The 19,845-nt window shown below is 51.5% G+C and carries 19 protein-coding genes; 17 read left to right on the top strand and 2 right to left on the bottom strand.

Annotation, left to right across the window (positions count from 1 at the left end; all coding sequences use genetic code 11):
• Nucleotides 1–3: 3 nt before the first annotated feature.
• The 17 genes from yfmH (at nt 4) to pduL (ending at nt 18,264) form a co-directional block, all read left to right on the top strand.
• Entirely contained in the window at nt 4–1,284 is a 1,281-nt protein-coding gene (gene yfmH, locus ACSFXJ_RS15225; RefSeq protein WP_435921185.1) for an EF-P 5-aminopentanol modification-associated protein YfmH, read from the top strand.
• Nucleotides 1,285–1,286: 2 nt separating this feature from the next.
• Nucleotides 1,287–2,054 carry an elongation factor P 5-aminopentanone reductase gene (ymfI, locus tag ACSFXJ_RS15220; RefSeq protein WP_435921184.1) on the top strand — a complete coding sequence of 256 codons (768 nt, stop codon included), beginning with the start codon at nt 1,287–1,289 and terminating at the stop codon, nt 2,052–2,054.
• A gap of 92 nt (nt 2,055–2,146) precedes the next feature.
• Nucleotides 2,147–2,401, top strand: a complete 255-nt coding sequence (locus tag ACSFXJ_RS15215) for a DUF3243 domain-containing protein (protein ID WP_435921183.1) — start codon at nt 2,147–2,149, stop codon at nt 2,399–2,401.
• A 397-nt stretch (nt 2,402–2,798) separates the two neighbouring features.
• A complete protein-coding gene (locus tag ACSFXJ_RS15210) occupies nt 2,799–3,839 on the top strand; it encodes a helix-turn-helix domain-containing protein (protein ID WP_435921182.1) in 1,041 nt (346 codons plus the stop codon).
• Nucleotides 3,840–3,895: 56 nt separating this feature from the next.
• Nucleotides 3,896–4,387 carry a YajQ family cyclic di-GMP-binding protein gene (locus tag ACSFXJ_RS15205; RefSeq protein WP_435921181.1) on the top strand — a complete coding sequence of 164 codons (492 nt, stop codon included), beginning with the start codon at nt 3,896–3,898 and terminating at the stop codon, nt 4,385–4,387.
• A 143-nt stretch (nt 4,388–4,530) separates the two neighbouring features.
• Nucleotides 4,531–5,334 carry a hypothetical protein gene (locus tag ACSFXJ_RS15200; protein ID WP_435921180.1) on the top strand — a complete coding sequence of 268 codons (804 nt, stop codon included), beginning with the start codon at nt 4,531–4,533 and terminating at the stop codon, nt 5,332–5,334.
• The gene (gene pgsA / locus ACSFXJ_RS15195) at nt 5,331–5,918 is read left to right on the top strand and encodes a CDP-diacylglycerol--glycerol-3-phosphate 3-phosphatidyltransferase (RefSeq protein WP_435921179.1); all 588 of its coding nucleotides are present in this window, start codon (nt 5,331–5,333) and stop codon (nt 5,916–5,918) included. Before ACSFXJ_RS15200 ends, pgsA begins: the two co-directional genes overlap by 4 nt.
• A 36-nt stretch (nt 5,919–5,954) precedes the next feature.
• A complete protein-coding gene (locus ACSFXJ_RS15190) occupies nt 5,955–7,220 on the top strand; it encodes a competence/damage-inducible protein A (RefSeq protein ID WP_435925777.1) in 1,266 nt (421 codons plus the stop codon).
• 1,327 nt (nt 7,221–8,547) lie between these two features.
• On the top strand, nt 8,548–9,609 hold the full coding sequence (recA, locus tag ACSFXJ_RS15185) for a recombinase RecA (RefSeq protein WP_435921178.1): 1,062 nt from the start codon (nt 8,548–8,550) through the stop codon (nt 9,607–9,609).
• A 166-nt stretch (nt 9,610–9,775) separates the two neighbouring features.
• Nucleotides 9,776–10,630 (top strand): regulatory protein RecX, encoded by an 855-nt coding sequence (locus tag ACSFXJ_RS15180; protein ID WP_435921177.1) that lies wholly within the window; start codon nt 9,776–9,778, stop codon nt 10,628–10,630.
• A 263-nt stretch (nt 10,631–10,893) separates the two neighbouring features.
• Nucleotides 10,894–12,435, top strand: coding sequence for a ribonuclease Y (gene rny, locus ACSFXJ_RS15175; RefSeq protein WP_435921176.1), 1,542 nt, complete (start codon nt 10,894–10,896; stop codon nt 12,433–12,435).
• A gap of 51 nt (nt 12,436–12,486) precedes the next feature.
• On the top strand, nt 12,487–13,305 hold the full coding sequence (locus ACSFXJ_RS15170) for a TIGR00282 family metallophosphoesterase (protein ID WP_435921175.1): 819 nt from the start codon (nt 12,487–12,489) through the stop codon (nt 13,303–13,305).
• Between the two features lie 107 nt (nt 13,306–13,412).
• Complete coding sequence (locus tag ACSFXJ_RS15165) at nt 13,413–13,673, top strand: stage V sporulation protein S (RefSeq protein WP_006286829.1); 261 nt, start codon at nt 13,413–13,415, stop codon at nt 13,671–13,673.
• Between the two features lie 91 nt (nt 13,674–13,764).
• The gene (locus ACSFXJ_RS15160) at nt 13,765–14,709 is read left to right on the top strand and encodes a dipeptidase (RefSeq protein ID WP_435921174.1); all 945 of its coding nucleotides are present in this window, start codon (nt 13,765–13,767) and stop codon (nt 14,707–14,709) included.
• A gap of 231 nt (nt 14,710–14,940) precedes the next feature.
• Nucleotides 14,941–16,704: a 2-oxoacid:acceptor oxidoreductase subunit alpha gene (locus tag ACSFXJ_RS15155; RefSeq protein ID WP_435921173.1), complete on the top strand. Its 1,764-nt coding sequence runs from the start codon at nt 14,941–14,943 to the stop codon at nt 16,702–16,704.
• The gene (locus ACSFXJ_RS15150) at nt 16,704–17,570 is read left to right on the top strand and encodes a 2-oxoacid:ferredoxin oxidoreductase subunit beta (RefSeq protein WP_435921172.1); all 867 of its coding nucleotides are present in this window, start codon (nt 16,704–16,706) and stop codon (nt 17,568–17,570) included. The genes ACSFXJ_RS15155 and ACSFXJ_RS15150 overlap by 1 nt, the downstream gene beginning before the upstream one ends.
• A 121-nt stretch (nt 17,571–17,691) precedes the next feature.
• Nucleotides 17,692–18,264, top strand: a complete 573-nt coding sequence (gene pduL, locus ACSFXJ_RS15145) for a phosphate propanoyltransferase (RefSeq protein ID WP_435921171.1) — start codon at nt 17,692–17,694, stop codon at nt 18,262–18,264.
• 58 nt (nt 18,265–18,322) lie between these two features.
• On the opposite strand, the gene spoVAD is transcribed toward pduL, so the two are convergent.
• Nucleotides 18,323–19,342 carry a stage V sporulation protein AD gene (gene spoVAD, locus ACSFXJ_RS15140; protein ID WP_435921170.1) on the bottom strand — a complete coding sequence of 340 codons (1,020 nt, stop codon included), beginning with the start codon at nt 19,340–19,342 and terminating at the stop codon, nt 18,323–18,325.
• Between the two features lie 3 nt (nt 19,343–19,345).
• On the bottom strand, nt 19,346–19,834 hold the full coding sequence (gene spoVAC, locus ACSFXJ_RS15135) for a stage V sporulation protein AC (RefSeq protein ID WP_435921169.1): 489 nt from the start codon (nt 19,832–19,834) through the stop codon (nt 19,346–19,348).
• Nucleotides 19,835–19,845: the final 11 nt, after the last annotated feature.

The following is a 19,845-nucleotide window of genomic DNA, read 5'->3' as shown; positions in this document are numbered from 1 at the left end:
CCGGTGGAAGCTGTCACTTATGATCGCTTACAGGAGACGTTATATCGGGAAACGATGGATAACGGGCTGCAGGTGTATGTACTGCCCAAGCCGGGATTCCAGAAAATATATGCCACTTTTTCCACGAAATATGGATCGATCGACAACCATTTTCGGGTAGAAGGGCAAGAAGAAGTCAAGGTACCGGACGGAATCGCGCATTTCTTGGAGCATAAAATGTTTGAGGAACCCCAGGGGGACATATTTGCAACTTTTGCGTCCCAGGGGGCTTCTGCCAACGCGTTCACGAGCTTCGATCAAACCGTGTACTTGTTTTCGGCTACGGAAAAGATCAAAGAAAATTTGGAAACGCTGATCAATTTCGTTCAGCACCCTTATTTCACGGACCAAAATGTGGAAAAGGAAAAAGGGATTATCGGCCAGGAAATCGGCATGTATCGCGACAATCCGGATTGGCGGGTGTATTTCGGGCTGATCGAAGCGATGTACCGCACTCATCCCGTCCACATCGATATCGCCGGGACGGTGGAGTCGATCGGAACGATTACCAAAGAAACGCTTTATACGTGCTACAACGCTTTTTATCATCCGAGCAACATGCTGCTGTTCATTGTCGGGGGCGTGGATCCGGAAGAAGTGTTCAAGCTCGTTCGCGATAACCAGGCCGGAAAAGACTATAAACCGCAAGGGTCGATTGACCGCTTGTTCGACAAGGAGCAGCTGGACGTAAACGAGAAACGCCGCGAAACGAAGCTGCCGGTGTCGATTCCGAAATGTCTGTTCGGTTTTAAGGAGACAAAGCTCGGTTTCAGCGGAAAAGAGCTCATTCGCAGGGACTTGACCACGAAGCTGGCTTTGGACCTGCTGCTGGGCAGCAGCACGCGGCTTTATCAGAAGCTTTATGATATGGATCTGATCTCGGACAGTTTTTCCCACGAGTACAATAGCAGCAACGGCTATGCGTTCTCCGCGATCGGCGGGGATACGAAGGATCCGGAGCGCCTGCTTGAAGTAATAACCGAAGAAATTAAGCAGGTGACCGCTGCGGGATTCCGGGAGGAAGATTTTGAACGGGCCCGGAAGAAAAAAATCGGCGGATATTTGAGAATGCTCAATTCCCCGGAAAATATCGCCCACGAGTTTACGCGCTACCGATTCCGCGGAGGAGACTTGTTCGAAGTGCTGCCGATCTACGAATCGTTGACGCTTGAAGAAGTGAACGCCCGGCTGCGCGAGCATATTGACTGGAATCAGATGGCCGTTTCGCTGGTGGTGAGCCCGTAAATATGAGTTTAAACCAGGGGATCATGAAGACGCTTGGAGAAATGACGGTGCTGGTCACCGGCGCTAGCCGCGGGATCGGAGCGCAAATCGCGCTCCGGTTCGCTGCGGTCGGCATGAATGTAATTATCCATTATATGAATTCGCACGAAGCTGCCAATGAAATCGCCCGCAAATGTATCGAACTCGGAGCCAGGGTGTATACCGTTTCGGCCGATTTGCGGAGCAAGGATGAAATTTTGCGCATGAAGGACAAGCTTGAGAGCCACGGGTTCAAGCCTGATATTTTGGTGAACAATGCCGGCATTTCCCACTACGGCCTGCTTTCGGACGTGAAAGAGGAAGACTGGGACGATGTGATGAACGTGAACCTGAAAAGCGTGTTTCTTTGCAGCCAGGCGTTTATGCCGCATATGATTTCACAGCGGTTTGGCCGGATCGTTAACGTGTCGTCGATATGGGGAATATCGGGCGGTTCCTGCGAAGTGGTCTATTCCGCGGCCAAAGGGGGCGTCAATGCCTTTACCAAGGCGCTTGCCAAAGAGCTTGCTCCTTCAGGAGTAACGGTCAACGCAGTCGCTCCGGGTGCGGTCAAGACGGAGATGATGGCCAGGTTCGACGAAGAGGAGTTAAGGCAGTTGGAGGAGGAAATTCCGGCGGGAAGACTTGCGGACCCCGAGGAAATATCCTCCCTTGTTTATTTTCTCGCTTTGCCGGAATCCGGTTATATTACCGGACAGATCATAAGTCCTAACGGAGGCTGGGTTACCTGATATCCCCAAGCGGCCGAAATGAATAAAGGGCCGGGAAAAATCGCATATTACAACTGTTGATGATAAATTCCCAATCGAAGGAGGATTTAATAATGTCAACAGTACTCAAAAATTTTGATACTTGGAAAAAGTTTCTCGGCGACCGCGTCAAGCACGCGGAAAACTCGGGAATGAGCGAGGAAGCGATTACTAACCTTGCTTATGAAATCGGCGGTTTTCTTGACGACAAGGTGGATCCTCAAAACGAAGCGAACCGCACCCTGAAGGAGATTTGGGATGTGGGGAACGAAGAGGAACGCAAAACCATCGCCAGGCTGATGGTAAAATTGGCGAAGAAAAACGCATAGTTCCGCAAAGAAAAGCTCCCTTTTTGGGAGCTTTTCGCCCATTACGCCCCCGTCAGCTTGCCTTTCAAATTTTTTTTATATATCATAAAACACGTATTCATTTTCCGTTCAAAATTGGCGTTCGAAGGCAAAATGAACTTTTCAAAGCCGAAGCAGGAAATTAGGCCTATTTTGTCGAATGGTGGATAAGGCGAGAATAAAAATACATATGACGGTTGCTTGTTGTTTTTTTTGGTGAAGTATTAATATCAATACCGTAACAATTCGAATGAGCAAATCGTATATATTACGTTTACTATGTATTTTTCTGTTGAATGAAAAGCGGCCATTGCAGTGCTGCATTTTATAAATTCATTACCCGTTTTACAAAACGGCAATTAATATGGAGGTGATGGTCGTGTCGGATTTGGGCCAGCAATTAAAGGAAGCCCGCCTTGCCAGAGGGCTTACTCTGGATGATGTTCAAGAAATGACTAAAATTCGCAAGCGGTATCTGGAAGCCATCGAATCGGGGGATTATAAAGTTTTGCCGGGGAGCTTTTATGTTCGGGCCTTTATCAAAACCTATGCCGAATCGGTCGGGCTGGATCCGGACGATCTCTTGACGGAACACAAACAGCATGTGCCGGACGTGGCTCCGGAACAAACGATGGAGCCCGTTCTTCAGAAACGGAGAAGTACCCGGGTTGCCGAACGGAATTCCAAATGGCTATCAACAACTCTGATGTGGTCATTTTTTGTTCTGATCCTTGTCGTGGTCTATTTGTATTTTACGGTATGGGGCAAGTCGGACGAGGCGAAAAACGATCTGCCTGATCAAACTCCGGTTACGAACGTAAGTGAGCAAGAGCCGGGGAATAAATCCGGAAATGCCGGGCAAAACGGCGCTGCTGCGGGAGCAGGGAATGAAGGAACCGCAGGCAATGCGGGAACGGATGCCGGACAGAACGGAGCGAATACGGGTAACGGAGCAAACACCGGGAATTCGACCGATAATGGGACGAATAACGGAACCGATGCCGGCGGGCAGACCGTTGTCGTGACGCCGAACGGGACGGAAGGAAGCACAACCAAATTCCTTGTCCAGCCTGCGGGAAACCAACCGGTACAGGTCATCATCACATCGACGGGCAAAAGCTGGGTCGAAGTGAGAAAGGGTGACAAAAGCGGGGAAAAACTGTATTATGCCAATACATCGGAAGAGGGCGGCGATATTTTAACGTACGATCTCGGTCCGGAGGGCTTGTTCATCAAGTCCGGCGCTTCTTCGAAAACGCAAATCACGGTCGGCGGACAAATCGTGGAGGATGGCAAAAACACGTCCAAAATCCAGTTGAACCTTGCCGGACCGGGAGATGCAGGTTCCGGCGAGGGCGGTCAGAATACGTCCGGGAATGATGCCGGTTTTACGGATGAAGCGGGTAACACGAATCAGTGAACAAGCGATTAAGATAAAAATTTGATTTAAGTGTGAAGGAAAGGGTTGTGGATAAAATGGCTTCAGAAAGCTCCTTTGACATCGTCTCCAAAATGGATATGCAGGAACTGACCAATGCGATCGACCAGACGGAACGGGAAATTGCCACCCGGTTTGATTTCAAGGGCAGCAAAAGCGAATTGAAGGTCGAGAAGGACGTACTGGTCGTCGTTTCCGACGACGAGTATAAATTGAACGCGCTCATCGATATTTTGCAATCGAAGATGATCAAGCGCGGTCTGCCGATTAAAAACCTGGATTACGGCAAGGTCGAGCCGGCTTCCTTGGGAACGGTTCGGCAAAGAATCAATTTGAAGCAGGGAATCGATCAGGAAAACGCGAAAAAAATCAATGTGTTGATCCGCGATTCGAAGCTGAAAGTGAAGAGCCAAATTCAGGGCGATCAAATTCGAGTTACCGGCAAGAGCAGGGATGATCTGCAGCAGATCATTCAAATGCTGCGCAAAGCAGACCTGACTGTCGATTTGCAATTCACGAACTTAAAATAGCTGCAGCACTATATTCCCTCGCGCCTCCAGGCTGCGGGGGTTTTATTCATGCACGCGGCCCGATGATTTTGACAGTGCGGCAAAGGAAATATTATACTTGGATGTATGGCTTTACGGCTTTATAGCAATGGGGGATCGAACTCATGACGGAAAAAGTAAAAATCGTGACGCTCGGTTACGAAAAGAATTTGGTTGATTCCGAGATTATGTCCGGATTCATGGATGCGAGCGGCAAATTGAAGGCGCTGATCGTATCCGGCTGTCATACGCAGCGATACAACCAAGCGTTGATGGAGGAAATGCCGGAGATTGACGGAATTGTCGGAACGGGAGATTTTTATAATATTACACAAATCGTCGACGAGGCGTTGAAAGGGAAAAAACCGATTCAAGTCGGAAACCCGGTGTTTAATTATGAAGAGAACTTGCCGCGCAAGACGAATTATGGGACGGACCTGTACGAGCGGATGCGCCGGCCTGAACAAAACCGGGACAGAATACCCGGAGTGTCGCTAAGCACTTCCCTGATTGTGGGATCACCAGGGGAGACGGAGGAAGACTTCCAGCACCTGTGCGACTTTGTGCGAGAGGTCAAGTTCGACCGGTCGGGTGTTTTTACATATTCCAAGGAAGAAGATACACCGGCATCGCTTCTGCCGGACCGGATCGACGAAGAAACCAAGGCGCGGCGTGCCAATGCGTTGATGGAGATCCAACGGTCCGCAGCTAACGACAAAAGCGGCAAGTACCTCGGCCAAGAACTGGATATATTGCCAGGGCGTTATGACGGGCGAAGCGACGTGCCCATCGGATGTTCACAACTCGATGCCCCGGAAATTGACGGTGATGTATACGTGACCAACTACTCTGCCGATATCGGGAAAATGATCAAAGTTTGTATTACGCCTGCGTATGAATACGATCTGTCCGGGGAGGCGATCCTATGAATCTTCCTAACCGCATAACGCTGGCCCGTATCTTTATGATTCCGCTGATGCTCGTATTTTTGCTGCTCGACTTGGAATGGTGGTCCAAAGAGTTGATCATAGGGGATTATTCCCTGCCGATCAATCAATTGATCGGGGCGCTATTGTTTATCATAGCGGCAAGCACGGACGGGATCGACGGATATATCGCCCGCAAGCATAATCTGGTCACGAATTTAGGCAAGCTGCTTGATCCGCTAGCCGACAAATTGCTCGTCGCCGCCGTACTGATCGCGCTTGTCGCGATGGGCAAATGCGAGACTTGGATTGCCGTAGTCATCATTAGCCGTGAGTTTGCCGTTACCGGGCTCCGGGAAGTCGCTTTGCTCGAAGGCTCCGTCATTGCCGCCAGCAAATGGGGGAAGGCGAAAACGATCACCCAGATCGTGGCGATATCGGCTTTGCTGCTTAACAATTTTCCGTTCGAGTGGATTCATTTTCCATTCGATCAGGTCGCAATGTGGGCCGCTGCCCTCATTACGATTTACTCAGGGATCGATTATTTCGTAAAAAACAAGAGTGTGCTTAATTTTTCGAAAATGTAAGCCAGCCTGTTGATCCTCCGAAAAGGAGACATGATGATGAAAGCTGAAATTATTGCGGTAGGTACCGAGATTTTGCTCGGTCAAATCGTGAACTCTAATGCGCAGTACCTGTCCCAGGAGCTTGCGGCCCTTGGGATCGACGTTTACTTTCAAACCGTGGCCGGAGATAATTTGGAACGGCTGTCCCAGGCGATTCGGATTGCCTCGGGGCGTGCGGATTTGCTACTGTTTACCGGCGGACTCGGCCCTACACAGGATGACTTGACGAAGGACGCCGTCGCGGCTGTCCTGGGAAGATCGCTTCATATCGACCGGATGGCCATGGATAATATCGACCGTTTTTTTGAGGGCCGCGGCGTGCCGATGACGGAAAACAACCGCCGGCAGGCTCTGTCCATTGACGGGGGAACGCCGTTGCCGAACGATACCGGCCTAGCCGTCGGCGATGCGATCGAGGATAACGGCAAGTTTTATATTTTGCTTCCGGGTCCTCCTTCCGAAATGAAGCCGATGTTTGAAAAGCAGGCCAAACCTTGGATTATGCAGCATGTGTTGACCCGGGAAGAAGCGTTGTACTCGAAAATGCTGAAGTTTGCCGGAATCGGTGAATCCGGGTTAGAGACCCGTCTGCTGGATCTGATTGAGAATCAAACCGATCCAACCATCGCTCCTTACGCAAAGGAAAGCGAAGTTACGATTCGGATCTCGACCAAAGCCAAAACCGAAAGCGAGGCTATGGCCAAGCTGGATAAGCTGGAGGCCGAAATCGCTTCGCGGTTTCCGAATCATATGTACGCGAGCGAAGATGTCCCGATCGAAAAAACGATTATCGATATGATGACGGATTTGGGGCTTACCGTCAGCGCGGCGGAGAGCTGCACCGGCGGGCTTTTGATGCAGTCGATTACGAGCATCCCGGGGAGCGCGACCGTGTTTCTCGGCGGCATCGTCTGCTACTCCAACGCGATGAAAGAAAAGCTGCTGAACGTGCCTCACGACCTGCTGGAGGGCGAGAACGCCCCGGGCGCCGTCAGCGCGGAAACGGCCAAGGTACTGGCCGAACAGGTGCGGATGATCGTCGATACCGACTTCGGATTGTCGATCACCGGCGTGGCCGGGCCGGGTTACTCCGAGCGCAAGCCCGTCGGCCTTGTCTATGTCGCCATCTCGCGCCGCGGCGGCGATACCGAAGTTTTCGAGCTTAACCTGAAAGGCAACCGGGAGACGATCCGCATACGGTCGGCAAAAACGGTGCTGTACCATCTCTGGAAGCGTCTAAAGGCGGAACAAGCAGCCGAGTAGATGCAAGGGTAGGGGAGCATGCTTGCGATTTTCCACCTGCCGGCTTATAATGACTGTAACGGAAGAACCGTAGCAAATGCTTGATTTGCTGCGGTTCTTTTTTGTCGTTATTTTAAGGGATGGGGGGATGTTCTTAGGGATTATGGTGCCATTTTAGGGGCGAGTATAATTTGAATGGCGGACCCGGCCAGCCAAAGCTCGTTAACGGAAGTGAGCGCCGTTATTTCGATGAAAATGGTGGCTTCTCAAGAACTAACGGAACTGAAAGCCGTTATTTGCGTTCAAACACTTATATTTCCATTGAAACTCACCTAATAAAGGCGCTAGGTTCCGTTAGAGTTGAAAAGTAACCCGAAAAGAGCGAATAAGGGCCGTACGTTCCGTTAGCTATCTGTTCGGGGGAGAAATCTCGTAGGGTCTTCCAAAATGTCAGCTTATTGGACAGGCTTTCATCAGGTCTGCGCTGGAGTAAGCGATTCCTCGGAGGGGAGAGCGCCTTGCAGCACTATGGTCGCAGTCAACCCGCACAAAGTATCTCCTTAACCCCACTAACAGGCGCTCTGAAGTAAAGCGTACGCCGAAGGGGCGACAAGCTCTATATTGGGCAAAGTCATCCCGGGTGCGCAGAAAGCAGTAGTGCCAGCAAACCCTCCAGGCGGCACGGGTGCTCCTAAAGTGAAGCGGCCCCGAAGGGGGATAAGCGTGCGAAGATCCACAGTAAGGCGCATCCCCGAAGGGGACAGCCGTGCAGGGGCGCCTTTTTCCCTCCCGTGTTCTCCCGTTCCGTGTCCCTTAAGGTAAGGAAGGGTTTGGGAAGAGTTTGCGCAGGAGTAAGCGATTCCCCGTAGGGGAGAGCGCCTTGTCGCACTATTTTTCGCAGTCAACCCGCACGAAGTATCTCTATAGCCCCACTAGCAGGCGCTCTGAAGTAAAGCGTGCCCCGAAGGGGCGACAAGCGGCTTACCAAACTAAGTCGTCCCGGGTGCGCAGAAAGCAGCAGTGCCTGCAACCCTCCAGGCGGCACGGGTGCTCCTAAAGTGAAGCGGCCCCGAAGGGGGATAAGCGTGCGATGATCCACAGTAAGGCGCATCCCCGAAGGGGAAAGCCGTGCAGGAGGGCCTCATTCCCTCTCACGTTTTCCAGTTCCGGGTATCCCCTAGGGCGGAGCCCTGGGGGGCCCTCCCTTACGGTAAGGGAGGGTTTGGGAGGGTTGAGAAAAATTACGAATGTATGTTCGAAAAAATGCTTGGCAAACGTTCCAAAACAAGGTACAATTATAACTGTAAGAAATCCTGTATCCAATTTATATTTTAAGGATGTGAGCTGATTGTCAGATCGGAAAGCTGCGCTGGAAATGGCGCTTCGTCAAATAGAAAAACAATTCGGTAAAGGTTCGATCATGAAGCTGGGAGAATCCACGCATATGCAGGTGGAAATCGTACCTAGCGGATCGTTAGCACTTGATATTGCACTCGGCACGGGGGGACTTCCTCGCGGCCGGATCATTGAAGTATACGGGCCGGAATCTTCCGGTAAAACAACCGTGGCGCTGCACGCCATCGCCGAAGTACAGAAGATTGGCGGACAAGCTGCATTTATTGATGCCGAGCATGCGCTCGACCCTTCTTACGCCAACAAACTGGGCGTAAATATCGATGAGCTGTTGCTTTCCCAGCCGGACACCGGCGAGCAAGCGCTCGAAATCGCCGAAGCTCTCGTACGGAGTGGCGCGGTGGATATCATCGTCATCGACTCCGTTGCCGCCTTGGTTCCGAAAGCGGAAATCGAAGGCGAGATGGGCGACTCCCACGTCGGTCTTCAAGCCCGTCTGATGTCTCAAGCGCTCCGGAAATTGTCGGGTGCGATCAGTAAATCCAAGACAATTGCGATTTTCATTAACCAGTTGCGCGAGAAAGTTGGAGTTATGTTCGGAAATCCCGAAACTACGCCGGGCGGCCGTGCTTTGAAGTTCTACTCGACGGTTCGTCTTGACGTTCGCCGTGTGGAAACGATCAAAATGGGCAACGATATGGTTGGTAACCGGACGCGGATTAAGGTTGTCAAGAATAAAGTAGCTCCTCCATTCAAACAGGCGGAGATCGATATTATGTACGGTGAAGGTATCTCCAAAGAAGGAAGCATTATCGATATCGGCGCAGAGCTGGATATCGTGGATAAGAGCGGGGCCTGGTATTCTTTTGCCGGAGAACGATTGGGTCAGGGACGCGAAAATGCGAAGCAATACCTGAAAGAACATCAGGAAATTTGTAATACGATCGAGCAAAAGATCCGGGAAGCCAGCAATCTGACGACTTCGGTAGCCTCCCCGAGCTCCAGCGAACTTGAAGCTGAAGCCAAGGAAGAGCAGGCGCTTTTCGAGGTAGAATAATAATGCTAATTGGCGCTCTGTGGCCGGGATTACCCGGAGCAGGGCGCTTTTGCTTTATGGTCCAATAACCATAAACGGGATAAATTTAATCCGGGAACACAGAGAGCGGATTAAGCCAATGGTAACACGAAAAAATATTACATTTTCAAGGTAAAGGGGCATACCGATGGTCGACCGTAAATTTCAGAAACGCTGGGGCGAGGCGCCACGGGCCGGCGGAAAACATAAGGAACCGGAAGGAATTATGGATATCTCGGAAGAAGGGGACTGGGAAGCGGTTCGTAGAGCGGTTACCCGGGATGAAAGTCCGGCAGGAAACGAGAAGTCCGATTCCGTCGGTCTGGATCAATTTCCCGAGGACGCGGAATTGACGATTACTTCCGTACAGATGATGAAGCGGCCGAAGTACAGGTACCGGATCATTTTTGGGACTCTTTCGCTCGAGGTTCATGAAGATGTCATGATCAAATACCGGATGATCAAAGGTGCCGTCTTTACGAGAATTGAATTGGAAGAGGTTGTTCTTGCGGATGAGCGCCAAAGATGTTATGCGGACGCTCTTCAATATTTGAGCAGGAAGCCGAGGACGGCCTATGAAATGACGATGCGGCTCGGCGAGAAGGGGTGGAGCGAAGAACATGCGGCGGAGGCCATCCGGCGGCTCACCGATGAAGGACTTCTCAATGATGCGGCATACGCCCAGGAATGGGCCTCACAGCGCGTTCGCGGCCGGGGGAAGGGGAAGCTCTGGGTTCGACAGGAATTGCGCCAGAAGGGCGTCTCCAAGCCGTTGATCGAGGAGGCTTTGGATACGGTCAGCGAGGATGAAGAGTATGAGAGCGCGAAAGAGCTCGCCGCCAAAAAATGGCGGACCACGACTGGGGAGATCGCGGACCGTAAACGTAAAACGGGAGCCTTTTTGCTTCGCCGCGGTTATCAAGGGTCTCTTGTTTCGAAGGTGATTCGGGAATTGGTCCAGCAAGATGGCATGCGCGATGAAGATGACTGGGAAGACCAGTAGTTTCCCGGAAGCTGCAACCCGTGACAGTAGCTTGACAATTCTTTTCGTCAAATACTAAAATGAATATGAATCTTTTTTTATGGAACCCTATTTTCCTTCCAAAATAACGGGATCCCGCCAAGATTCATCTGCCAATGATGAAGGCCTGGAGGCCTTGCCTGAACCGGCCTGTAATGAATTCTTTGTATGATGATGAATTGAGAAAATTACAACTGCAAACATCCCAAGGAATGCCTTGGAGGAAACAACGGGGAGGTGAACAGATGCACACAGGAATCTGGATCGTTCTCGTTGCAGCCGCTTTATTCTTTGGGTTCGGGATCGGATATTTTATTCGCAAATCTCTTGCAGAAGCTAAAATTTCCAGTGCGGAGCAAGCTGCAAGTCAAATCTTGGAAAACGCAAAGAAAGACGCAGAAGCACTGAAAAAGGAAACGGTTCTGGAAGCGAAGGACGAAGTCCACAAGCTCAGAGCCGAAGCTGATAAAGACATTCGTGAACGTCGGAATGAAATTCAACGACAAGAAAGACGATTGTTGCAAAAGGAAGAGTCGCTGGATAAAAAATTGGAATCGCTGGAACGTAAAGAAGAGCAAGTGGCCGGCAAAGAGAAACGAATTGAAGAAACGCAGCAGCAAATTGACCTGATCTACAAGAGTCAGGTTCAAGAGCTTGAACGCATTTCGAATTTGACGATGGAGGACGCCCGTTCCATTATTTTGAACAATGTGGAACAGGAGGTTCGCCACGAAACGGCCCAAATGATTAAGGACATTGAACAGCAGGCGAAGGAAGAAGCCGATAAGAAGTCGCGTGAAATTATTACGCTGGCGATTCAACGTTGCGCGGCAGACCATGTCGCGGAAACGACGGTTTCGGTTGTCACCCTGCCGAACGAGGAGATGAAAGGACGGATTATCGGTCGCGAAGGCCGCAATATCCGTGCGCTGGAGACGCTTACCGGTATCGATTTGATTATCGACGATACGCCGGAAGCGGTCATCTTGTCCGGATTCGACCCGATTCGACGTGAAATCGCCCGTACGGCTTTGGAAAAACTCGTGGCTGACGGACGTATCCATCCGGCACGAATCGAGGAAATGGTCGATAAATCCCGCCGTGAAGTCGATGAACGGATTCGCGAGTACGGTGAACAGGCTACATTTGAAGTCGGCGTTCACGCATTGCATCCGGATTTAATCAAAATTTTGGGACGTCTCAAGTTCCGGACAAGCTACGGACAAAATGTGCTTAAGCACTCGATGGAAGTTGCTTATCTGGCCGGTCTCATGGCCGGAGAATTGGGCGAAGACATTACTCTCGCCAAACGTGCCGGACTCTTGCACGATATCGGTAAAGCGCTTGATCATGAAGTGGAAGGATCTCATGTCGAAATCGGCGTGGAACTGGCGAAGAAATACAAAGAACATCCGGTCGTTATCAATAGTATCGCGTCCCATCACGGGGATTGCGAAGCGACTTCGGTCATCGCGATGCTGGTTGGCGCAGCCGACGCCTTGTCGGCGGCAAGACCTGGTGCACGACGCGAAACGCTGGAAACTTACATTCGGCGTTTGGAGAAGCTCGAGGAAATTTCCGAATCGTTCGAAGGCGTGGAGAAATCGTTCGCTATTCAAGCGGGCCGCGAGGTGCGCGTGATGGTGCAGCCTGAGAAGATCGACGATGCGGAAGCATTCCGTCTGGCGCGTGACATTACGAAGAAGATTGAAAGTGAACTCGATTATCCGGGACACATCAAAGTTACCGTCATTCGTGAAACTCGGGCGGTTGAATACGCGAAGTAAAGGTTATGCTGAAAAGTGGCCCCTCCCGGGCCGCTTTTTCATTGTGACCGCATGAGCGCAAGAGGAGGAAAAATCATTAAAGTTCTGTTTATCGGTGACATTGTAGGAAACACGGGACGGAAAGCGCTGAAAGAAACGCTGCCGCATCTGAAGTCCAAGCACAACCCTCATATCATTATTGCGAATGGGGAAAATGCCGCTTCCGGGCGTGGCATTACGGCCAAAATCGCCAAGGAATTTTTCGAAATGGGCATTCACGGACTGACGATGGGCAACCATACATGGGACAATAAGGAGATCTTTGATTTCATCGACGACGAGCCTCGTATGGTGCGGCCGGCCAATTATCCGCCGGGAACGCCTGGACTGGGCTCGACCGTCATTCGCGCGAACGGCAAGGAATTGGCGCTTGTCAATCTGATGGGACGGACGTTTTTGCCGGCCATAGAAGATCCTTTCCGAATGGCGGATGAGATCGTGGAAACCATCTCCAAAAAGCATAAATGCATTCTCGTCGATTTCCATGCGGAAGCGACATCGGAAAAAATCGCGATGGGCTGGCATCTTGACGGGCGCGCTTCGCTCGTTGTCGGTACGCATACGCATGTGCAAAGCAATGATGATGTCATCCTGCCGCAGGGCACCGCATTTATGACGGACGTCGGGATGGTCGGGTCGCGCGAAGGCGTGCTCGGCATGGAACGGAGCGCCGTGCTTCGGAAGTTCACAACCCAGCTGCCGGTGCGGTTTACGGTGTGCGAAGGCAAATGGCATTTTCATGCATGCTTGGTTGATATCGACGAATCTACGGGGCACGCCGTAAAAATCCAGAAAATTCGCATACTTGAGGACGATTGGTTGATGGAATAGCAGGTCCATGGAGCCTCTTGGGAAAAAAGCAGGAATTATTTGAGCGCTCACGAATATGTTCTAAGTAGTGGGATCGATCAAACCATTATTCCCAGGAGGTACTTACCATGGAAGTATTAAAAGTTTCAGCAAAATCCAATCCTAACTCCGTCGCCGGTGCGCTTGCTGGAGTGTTAAGAGAACGTGGCGCTGCTGAACTTCAGGCTATCGGGGCAGGTGCTCTCAATCAGGCGATAAAAGCGGTAGCGATTGCTCGGGGATTTGTGGCACCAAGCGGTGTCGATTTGATTTGTATCCCGGCATTTACGGATATCGTCATTGACGGCGAGGATCGTACGGCTATTAAATTGATTGTCGAGCCAAGATAATAAAGAAAAGATTCATATGAAACTGACGCCTGTTTACGTATAAGTAGACAGGTTTTTTTGCATTCTTTTTGGAGAAAGGGGTAATTTTGTAATGATCGTGGATTTTCATTGCGATGCGCTCAGCAAAATGCAGCTTGATCCGAATCTGGATTTCGTGAAGGATACCCGATTGGACGTCACGCTGGAACGAATGCGGCAAGGGGGTATTGGGCTGCAGTGCTTTGCGATTTATTTGTCGGAGAAGCTCGGCAAGGCCGAATTTGGCCATGTCCTCGAGCAGATTGATCTGTTCCGGTCGAGGGTTGTGGAAGCAGGCGTAAGGCCGGTTAGATTCGTAGAGGACCTCGATGAGACGGAAAGGAACGGGACGCCGGGAGGTTTTTTGTCGCTGGAAGGGGCGGACGGTCTGGAGGGAAATTTGCACTACCTGCAGCTTTGCTATGAAAGGGGAGTCCGGTTTCTGGGTCTCACCTGGAACTATGCGAACTGGGCGGCGGACGGGATTATGGAGCCGCGCGGAGGCGGTTTGACCCCGAAAGGAGTGGAGTTGGTTCATACTTGCCATAAGCTTGGCATGATGCTCGATGTATCTCATTTATCGATCAATGGATTCTGGGAGCTTGCAGGGCTTGCGGAAGAGGCGGGAATTCCGTTTATCGCTTCCCATTCCAATGCATATGCGGTGTGCCCGCATGCAAGGAACTTGCGGGACGACCAGATCAGTGCGATCATATCCCTTGGAGGGAGAATCGGCATGACGTTCGTTCCCTGGTTTGTGAAGAGCGGCTCCGCCGTCAGTGCCGAGGATCTGTTGCCGCATATCGATCATATCTGTTCGCTCGGGGGAGAAGAAGCGATCATGTTCGGATCGGATTTTGACGGCATCGACACGCATATTCGCGGTCTCGCCCATGCCGGCCATTATGCCGATTGGGCAAATCTCCTGCTCAAACACTACCCGGAACGGATGGTTAGGGGATGGTTGTCCGGCAATGCAATGGCTTTTTTAAGAAAATGGCTCCCTCAAATTAAGTAAGCGCTTTAATTAATGCATTTACGAGAACAATATCATCGAAAACTACTATACGAAAAAGGGTAGAAAACGCTTGCTTTTTACATCCCGGAGACATAAAATTGACATGACTCTGAAACAGAATGTTCACAAATTTCGCGAGATCTTATATCAAATCTCACAGGTTTGCATTCTGTAAAGCACTAATTTCAAATTATTTTACTAAGGTGCGATACGATAAAGGGGTGGGCGATCTTGATTAGTCAATTGTCTTGGAAGATCGGTGGTCAGCAAGGAGAAGGCGTTGAAAGCACGGACCGGATTTTTTCGACAGCCTTGAACAGACTCGGTTATTATTTGTACGGTTATCGGCATTTTTCATCTCGTATTAAAGGCGGTCACACCAATAATAAAATCCGGATCAGTACCAAGCCGATTCGCGCGATTTCCGACGACTTGGACATCTTAGTCGCTTTCGACCAGGAAAGTATCGATCTGAATGCTCATGAACTGCGCAGCGGCGGAGTTATCGTGGCCGACGCCAAATTTAATCCGGTCGTGCCGGAAGGGGTGGACGCAAAGCTGTTCCCGGTTCCGATCACGAGCATTGCGGAGGAACTCGGCACCTCACTGATGAAAAACATGGTCGCTTCCGGAGCATCCTGGGCGCTGCTCGGATTGCCGCTGGAAGTATTCAATAAAGCTGTGGAAGAAGAGTTCGGACGCAAAGGTCCGGCAATTGTGGAAAAGAACATCGAAGCGGTTAAACGCGGTGCGGAGTATGTGTTGGAGCTGGCCGGAGGACCGTTGGAGAACTTCAAGCTGGAACCGGCCGACGGCAAGCAAAAGCTGTTCATGATCGGTAACGACGCGATCGGCCTTGGAGCCGTAGCGGCGGGCTGCCGGATCATGAGCGCCTATCCGATTACGCCGGCTTCGGAAATTATGGAGTATCTCATCAAAAAGCTGCCGAAATTCGGCGGAACCGTTGTGCAAACGGAGGATGAGATCGCGGCAGTTACGATGGCGATCGGAGCAAGCTACGCCGGCGTACGTACGATGACCGCATCGGCAGGTCCTGGTCTTTCGCTCATGATGGAAGCGATCGGGCTTGCGGGAATGACTGAAATTCCGGTCGTTATCGTCGATACGCAGCGCGGCGGCCCAAGTACGGGCTTGCCGACGAAGCAGGAGCAATCCGATATCAGCGCGCTGATTTACGGAACGCACGGCGAAATTCCGAAGATCGTTTTGGCGCCAAGCTCGATTGAAGAATGCTTTTACGACACGGTTCAAGCGTTTAACCTGGCGGATAAATATCAGGTTCCGGTCATCCTTGCCACCGACCTGCAATTATCTCTAGGAAAGCAATCCTGCGAAGGACTCGATTTCGACAAGGTGCAAATCGACCGCGGTTATATCGTTAAGGATATTCCGGATCGGGAAGATTCGAGCATGTTTAACCGGTACGCTTTCACCGACAACGGCGTATCGCCTCGGGTTCTCCCGGGCGAGAAAAACGGTATCCACCATGTAACCGGCGTCGAGCACGACGAAGCAGGCCGGCCATCGGAAAGTCCGGTTAACCGTAAGAAAATGATGGATAAGCGGCTTCGCAAACTCGCGAAGCTGGAGGTGGAGAACCCGATCCACCTGCATGCTCCACACGCCGAGCCGGATCTGCTGATCGTAGGCATGGGTTCGACAGGCGGGACGATCGATCAAGCACGTTTGCGTCTCAATGGCGAGGGCATTACTTCAAACCATATGACGGTTCGCCTGCTGCATCCTTTCCCGGTAGAGGAAGTGAAAGAGCAGATGGAAAAAGCCAAGAAAATCGTCGTTTTGGAAAACAACGCTACCGGCCAACTGGCCAACTTAATCAAAATGAATGTCGGACATCACGATAAAATCGTGAATATCCTTAAATATGACGGGAATCCGTTCCTGCCATCGGAGATTTTTGAAAGATGCAAACAGGCCGCCGGCAATCATGCACATGGGGAGTTGGTGAAATAATGGCAACCTTTAAAGATTTCCGCAATAGCATTAAACCTAACTGGTGCCCTGGATGTGGCGATTTCTCCATCCAGGCGGCCATCCAACGCGCAGCAGCCAACGTGGGCCTTGAGCCGGAAAGCTTGGCCGTCATTTCGGGGATCGGCTGCTCGGGCCGGATTTCCGGATATATCAATGCATACGGACTGCACGGCATCCATGGCCGGGCGCTTCCGATCGCCCAAGGCGTCAAGCTGGCCAACCGCGATCTAACGGTCATCGCTTCCGGCGGCGACGGCGACGGATTTGCGATCGGTATGGCACATACGGTCCATGCGATTCGCCGGAACGTTAACATCACCTATATCGTCATGGATAATCAGATTTACGGATTGACCAAAGGGCAAACGTCCCCTCGCAGCGGCGAAGGCTTCAAAACGAAGAGCACGCCGGAGGGTTCGGTGGAATCCACGCTGTCTCCATTGGAGGTTGCACTGGCTTCGGGAGCGACATTTGTCGCCCAATCGTTTTCCAGCGATCTGAAACAGCTGACCTCTTTGATTGAGCAAGGAATTCAGCACGAAGGCTTCTCCCTGATCAACGTATTCAGCCCTTGCGTCACCTTTAACAAGGTGAATACGTACGACTGGTTCAAGGAGAACATCATCAACCTCGATACCGTGCCGGATTACGATCCGAGCAACCGGGCGTTGGCGATGGCGAAACTGATGGAAACCGGCAGCATGATAACCGGCCTGATCTATCAGAACAAAGAGAAAAAAGCTTATGAAGACATGGTACACGGCTTTAAGAAAGAGCCGTTGGTCCATCAAAACCTGGCTTTGGATAAGAGCGAATTTGACAAACTTGTAGCAGAATTCGTGTAATCGACCTTAAAGATGTCCGCATCATGCGGACATCTTTTCCTTTTTGTTTCGAATAGGTGTATAATGGGTAACGATGTGAATCGTCATCGATATAGAGAATATACGAGGAGTGTTTTCAAACATGAGCAAAACTGTACCCGTCGGCGTATCGGCACGTCATATTCACCTGACTCAGGAACATATCGAGGCATTGTTCGGCCCTGGCTATCAACTGACCGAATTTAAGCCGTTGTCCCAGCCCGGCCAGTTCGCGGCTAATGAACAAGTAGCGGTTATCGGATCGAAAGGCCAGTTTGACAAAGTCCGCATTCTTGGACCGGCGCGTCCGGCATCGCAGTTGGAAATTTCCCGTACGGATTCGTTCGCGATCGGCGTGAAGGCTCCGGTTCGCGAATCTGGCAACATTGAAGGAACCCCGGGAATTAAAGTGAAAGGCCCGGCCGGAGAAATCGAACTGGAACAAGGCGTCATCGTTGCAGCGCGACATATCCATTTCCATACTTCCGATGCGGAAAAATGGGGAATCAAAGACAAGCAGCTTCTGAAAGTCCGTCTTGGCGGCGAACGCGGCCTGGTGCTTGAAAACGTGATTGCCCGGGTTTCCGATTCGTTTGCCCTGGACATGCATATTGATACGGACGAAGCAAACGCTGCAGGAGCCAAAACAGGCGACACTGCCGAGATTGTTGAATAATTAGATTCACTGTAAAAAGACCTCGCGAGCTTATGCCTGCGAGGTCTTTTGCATGTTGTTACGAGGTTGCGTCTTCACTCTCTATGGAAACCGCGTGAGCAATACACGGAATGCTTTCGCCTTGCTGGAAGGAAAGCGGGGAAAGCAAAGCGCCGGTGGCGACGACGAGAATTCGCTTTAACTCTCCCTTGCGCACCTTATTTAGAAGATGACCGTATGTGACGACCGCGGAGCATGCGCAGCCGCTGGCTCCGGCCTGTACGCTTTGTTTTTCGTAATCGTAAATCATCATGCCGCAGTCCTTGTAGGTCGTTTCCTTCATCGGCACGCCATGCCGCTCCAGCAGCTCGTTTGCGATTTCGTAGCCGACCTTGGACAGATCCCCGGTCACGATCAGGTCGTAGTGGGAAGGCTTGATGTCCAAATCCCTAAAATGGGCTTCGATGGTATCCACGGCGGCGGGCGCCATGGCCGCGCCCATATTGAACGGATCCGAGACGCCCATATCGATGACCCGGCCGATTGTCGCCGAGGTAACGACCGGGCCCTGACCTTCGGGAGAAAGCAGGGCGGCGCCCGAGCCGGTTACGGTGTACTGGGCCGTCGGCGGTTTTTGGGAGCCGTATTCCGTCGGATAGCGGAATTGTTTCTCGACGCTTGCATTATGGCTGCACGTTCCGGCCAGCGCGTATTTCGCTCCGCCCGAATTTACGATGTAGGAAGCCAGCGCCAAGCTTTCCATTGACGTCGAACAGGCACCGAACAACCCGAGATAAGGGATGCTCAGCGTACGTGCGGCGAAGCTGCTGCTGATGATTTGGTTCATCAGATCCCCGCCGAAAAAAAACTGTACCTGTTCCTTGGTCAATCCGGCATGCTCGATCGCCAGGGAGGTTGATTCTTCCAACAGCACTTTCTCCGCTTTTTCCCAACTGTCCTGACCTAAGTAAAGATCCGCATGGACGATGTCGAAATCTTCCGCAAGCGGCCCTTGGCCTTCGAACGGACCCACGACCGTTGCTGTACTGATAATTTTCGGCTTGTTTTCAAATACCCAGCTTTGATGGCCTTTCAGCATGTTTTAATGACCTCCTCCGGCAAACCCGGGCACAAATACGGCATAAATTAGCCCGATAATAAAAGCAGCCACCGTCCCGAAGACGATCACGGAACCGGCAAGCTGGAACATTCCGGCTCCGACGCCGAGAACAAGTCCTTCGCTGCGATGCTCTATGGCGGATGAAGCGACGGAGTTGGCAAACCCGGTGACGGGAACCGCCGTTCCGGCCCCGGCCCATTGCGCGATTTTATCGTATACGCCGAAACTCGTCAGGATGACGGACAAAATCACGAGTACGGCGACGGTGGGATTTCCGGCTTCTTTTTCGCTGAACCCTCCGTAGGCGATAAAAGCTTGGCGGATGCATTCCCCGATCAGACAGATGATCCCTCCGACCAAGAAGGCGCGCAAGCAGTTGACGAAAGCGGGGCGTTTCGGTTCCGCATCGGCCGCGAGCCGCTGGTATTGCTGCTGTGTCGGGGTCAGTTTCTTGTTTTTTGATTTGACCATCGCAATAGTGC

This window comes from Paenibacillus salivarius, assembly GCF_051307165.1.
In the GTDB taxonomy this organism is placed as follows: domain Bacteria; phylum Bacillota; class Bacilli; order Paenibacillales; family Paenibacillaceae; genus Fontibacillus.
Note: the sequence above shows the minus strand (reverse complement) of the source record. Positions and strands in the feature narration are given on the sequence as shown.

What these genes read in the sequence shown, in the direction of transcription:
- ymfI (WP_435921184.1), top strand. Translation starts at nt 1,287, where the DNA reads ATGAGTTTAAACCAGGGGATCATGAAGACGCTTGGAGAAATGACGGTG.
- ACSFXJ_RS15215 (WP_435921183.1), top strand. Translation starts at nt 2,147, where the DNA reads ATGTCAACAGTACTCAAAAATTTTGATACTTGGAAAAAGTTTCTCGGC.
- ACSFXJ_RS15205 (WP_435921181.1), top strand. Translation starts at nt 3,896, where the DNA reads ATGGCTTCAGAAAGCTCCTTTGACATCGTCTCCAAAATGGATATGCAG.
- ACSFXJ_RS15200 (WP_435921180.1), top strand. Translation starts at nt 4,531, where the DNA reads ATGACGGAAAAAGTAAAAATCGTGACGCTCGGTTACGAAAAGAATTTG.
- pgsA (WP_435921179.1), top strand. Translation starts at nt 5,331, where the DNA reads ATGAATCTTCCTAACCGCATAACGCTGGCCCGTATCTTTATGATTCCG.
- ACSFXJ_RS15190 (WP_435925777.1), top strand. Translation starts at nt 5,955, where the DNA reads ATGAAAGCTGAAATTATTGCGGTAGGTACCGAGATTTTGCTCGGTCAA.
- ACSFXJ_RS15180 (WP_435921177.1), top strand. Translation starts at nt 9,776, where the DNA reads ATGGTCGACCGTAAATTTCAGAAACGCTGGGGCGAGGCGCCACGGGCC.
- rny (WP_435921176.1), top strand. Translation starts at nt 10,894, where the DNA reads ATGCACACAGGAATCTGGATCGTTCTCGTTGCAGCCGCTTTATTCTTT.
- ACSFXJ_RS15170 (WP_435921175.1), top strand. Translation starts at nt 12,487, where the DNA reads ATGAGCGCAAGAGGAGGAAAAATCATTAAAGTTCTGTTTATCGGTGAC.
- ACSFXJ_RS15165 (WP_006286829.1), top strand. Translation starts at nt 13,413, where the DNA reads ATGGAAGTATTAAAAGTTTCAGCAAAATCCAATCCTAACTCCGTCGCC.
- ACSFXJ_RS15160 (WP_435921174.1), top strand. Translation starts at nt 13,765, where the DNA reads ATGATCGTGGATTTTCATTGCGATGCGCTCAGCAAAATGCAGCTTGAT.
- ACSFXJ_RS15150 (WP_435921172.1), top strand. Translation starts at nt 16,704, where the DNA reads ATGGCAACCTTTAAAGATTTCCGCAATAGCATTAAACCTAACTGGTGC.
- pduL (WP_435921171.1), top strand. Translation starts at nt 17,692, where the DNA reads ATGAGCAAAACTGTACCCGTCGGCGTATCGGCACGTCATATTCACCTG.
- spoVAD (WP_435921170.1), bottom strand. Translation starts at nt 19,342, where the DNA reads ATGCTGAAAGGCCATCAAAGCTGGGTATTTGAAAACAAGCCGAAAATT.
- spoVAC (WP_435921169.1), bottom strand. Translation starts at nt 19,834, where the DNA reads ATGGTCAAATCAAAAAACAAGAAACTGACCCCGACACAGCAGCAATAC.